This window comes from Phycisphaeraceae bacterium (assembly GCA_040222855.1).
GTDB lineage: Bacteria > Planctomycetota > Phycisphaerae > Phycisphaerales > Phycisphaeraceae > Mucisphaera.
Genome location: JAVKCD010000001.1, coordinates 1 through 2,624, shown reverse-complemented (window position 1 = coordinate 2,624; position 2,624 = coordinate 1). Strand labels below are relative to the sequence as shown.

Below are 2,624 nucleotides of genomic sequence, written 5' to 3'. Positions count from 1 at the left end.
TGTAAACACCGCTCGAATACTGCAGCGCGCGTCGGTCAGAAAGTGCAGCGCTCGGGGTTTAAGGATTCCATGTTAGTTTGAGTGTGGTTTGATTGAAAGAACGCATGTGCTCCCCCATGGGGGAGGCCGATTATGCCAGTTGTGTCCGTCGTTCGATTTAGCGTTAATCGGCGGCTATTTCTTCCTGGTGGAGCGTCTTCTGGCGTCGCTGAGTCGGTAGCTCTCGCCCGTGGCCTCCAGGATATGGCAGTGATGGGTTAGGCGATCCAGCACAGCGCCGGTCAGCCGTTGGCTTCCGAGTACCTCGGTCCATTGCTCGAAGGGAAGATTTGTGGTGACGATCACGCTGGTCCGTTCGTAGGCCGCCGAGATCACGTCGAACAGCAATTCGCTGCCAAGCTTGCTGGCCGGGACATAGCCCAACTCATCGAGAATCAGCAGATCAAGTTTGGCAAGCTGGCTCTTTATACGCATCAATTGACGTTCCTCACGAGCTTCCATCAACTGCGTAATCAGTTCGGTCACACGATGGAACCGAACCTTCTTTCCTTGCCCGCAGGCCGCGATACCCAAGGCTGTGGCGAGATGCGTTTTCCCCGTTCCCGGATGGCCAATCAAGATGACCGACTCACGCTTCTCAATGTATTCACCACGCATCAGCTCGCTGACCAACGGGCGATTGAGTGTCGGCTGAGCCTCGAACTTGAAATCTTCGAGGGTTTTATAGTTGGGGAACTTTGCCGCTTTCAAACGTCGTTCAGCGGCACGTTTTTCACGGCCAATCAGTTCTTGCTCACAGCATTGCAGCAAGAATCCGAGATGATCGACATTTTCCTTCGCACAGCGGGCCGCAATCTTGTCGCACGCCTCGTGCATGGTCGGCAACTTGAGTGCCTTGAGATGATGCTTGAGCAGCACCGTACTTTTCGTTTCGAGTTTCTTCATGATTGTTCTTCAGGGTGTTGGCTCTTGGAATGTTGGATCAGTTCGCTGTACTTGTAGAGTTGCGGTTCAGGAATGCTGTGATCTTGCAGATGTGGTCGGTCGTCGAGCCGGAAGAGTTTGGCGGGCGACTCTCGGCCTTCTTGAACCAGAATCTTGATGACGTCCACCGTCATCGCGCCGATCTCCAAAGCTCGATCGATCGCCTCGGCCAATTCTTTAACCTGATAGCTTTCCAACAGTCGCAAGACTTTGATGAACTCGCGACGACCCTCGGCATCGCCATCGGATTCCAACCGTCTGCGGAGCACCGTGAAGGAGTCCGGCAGGTTCCACGACTCAAAAGGCTTGCCAAAGTCGAGTGAATTTGGCTTTCGCTCCAAGAGCGCCAAGTAATGCAGCGGATCGTAGTGAACGTTTTCCGATCCCCAGTCGCGCACGTGTTCGGCAATGAGATGGTCGTCGGCAACGATCCGCACGCGATCAAGCGAGCCAACCGCGACGACCTTGCGGTACGCATACTGCGTCGGCACGCTATAGTCGTTTCGATCGAATCGAACCAGTGACAAGCTATTGACCTTGCAGTTTTCGACACGTCGTGCCTCAAAACGATCTTCCGGAATGCGGAGCATCGCCTGCCGATCAGCTTCGAGCAGTTCTGCTTTCGTGCCTTCCTTACCTCGTAATTTACGCTGCAAGTCCTGGCGGCAGTCCTCGGCCAGCTTTCGATTGAATTCCTCAAAATCATCGAACTGAGGAACCGGCACCATGAAGTTGCTACGCGAGAACTTGACGAGTCCTTCGGTGTGGCCCTTCTCGTTGGGACGCCTGACTAAGCAGAAGTGGTGCTCGTAAAGATAGTGCGATTGCAATCGCAAGAACTCTTTCGTTCGCTCCTCGCCTCGGCGGCCAACAATCTTCGCGACCGCGATTTTCGAGTTGTCGTAACTGATTCGCTTGGGAACACCACCGAAGAACTCAAACGCGCGAACGTGCCCCTCTTGAAATGCTTCGGTGCATTCCCGTGGAAATGCCTGGCAGAAGAAGGCGTCGCTGTGGGGCAGCGACACCACGCAGAACATCACCTTGATCTCACGACCACGGTAGATCGCCTTCGCCTCACCGAAGTCGAACTGGGCTTCACCCGGTGGATGGGCGAGAGGCATGAAAACTTCTGCCGATGATTGCCTCCACCGTTGAATCTCGTTGCGAACAACCGTGATCCCACCCGTGTAGCCGTACTCGTCACGCAACCGATCAAAGATTCGCTTGCCCGTGTGCCGCTGCTTCTTGTGAACCTGCTTATCGGCTTCGAGAATCTCGTGAATGATCGGAAGGAAGGGCCCGATTATCGGTTTGTTTCGCGTGGCCGCCTGGCAGTAGCCGGGTGGTTCCGTGTGGGACAGAATCTTCTGGATCGTCCGGAAGTTCAAGTGGTATTTCTTACACGCCTCACGCATGCTCATCCCGTCCACGAGAACGTCGTGACGGATGTTCGTCCAGGTGTCCATATCGGTAAGCACTCATTTCCCTCGCGATTCTGAGCATTGTGCGACTTGCATCGATCAATCGATAAACGCAAGTCTTGCTCAAAATTAGCGAGCAAGGGTTATGAGCGCTGCACATTTCGACCGGCGAAATAGAGCCGGTGGCGCGCTGCAGTATTCGAGTGGTGTTTACAG

General features: G+C 54.5%; 2 protein-coding genes. Both read right to left on the bottom strand.

Going from position 1 to position 2,624, the window contains the following annotated elements; all coding sequences use genetic code 11:
- Positions 1-174 precede the first annotated feature (174 nt).
- A complete protein-coding gene (gene istB, locus RIG82_00010) occupies positions 175-945 on the bottom strand; it encodes an IS21-like element helper ATPase IstB (protein MEQ9459325.1) in 771 nt (256 codons plus the stop codon).
- Complete coding sequence (gene istA, locus RIG82_00005) at positions 942-2,453, bottom strand: IS21 family transposase (GenBank protein ID MEQ9459324.1); 1,512 nt, start codon at positions 2,451-2,453, stop codon at positions 942-944. The genes istB and istA overlap by 4 nt, the downstream gene beginning before the upstream one ends.
- Between the last annotated feature and the right edge of the window lie 171 nt (positions 2,454-2,624).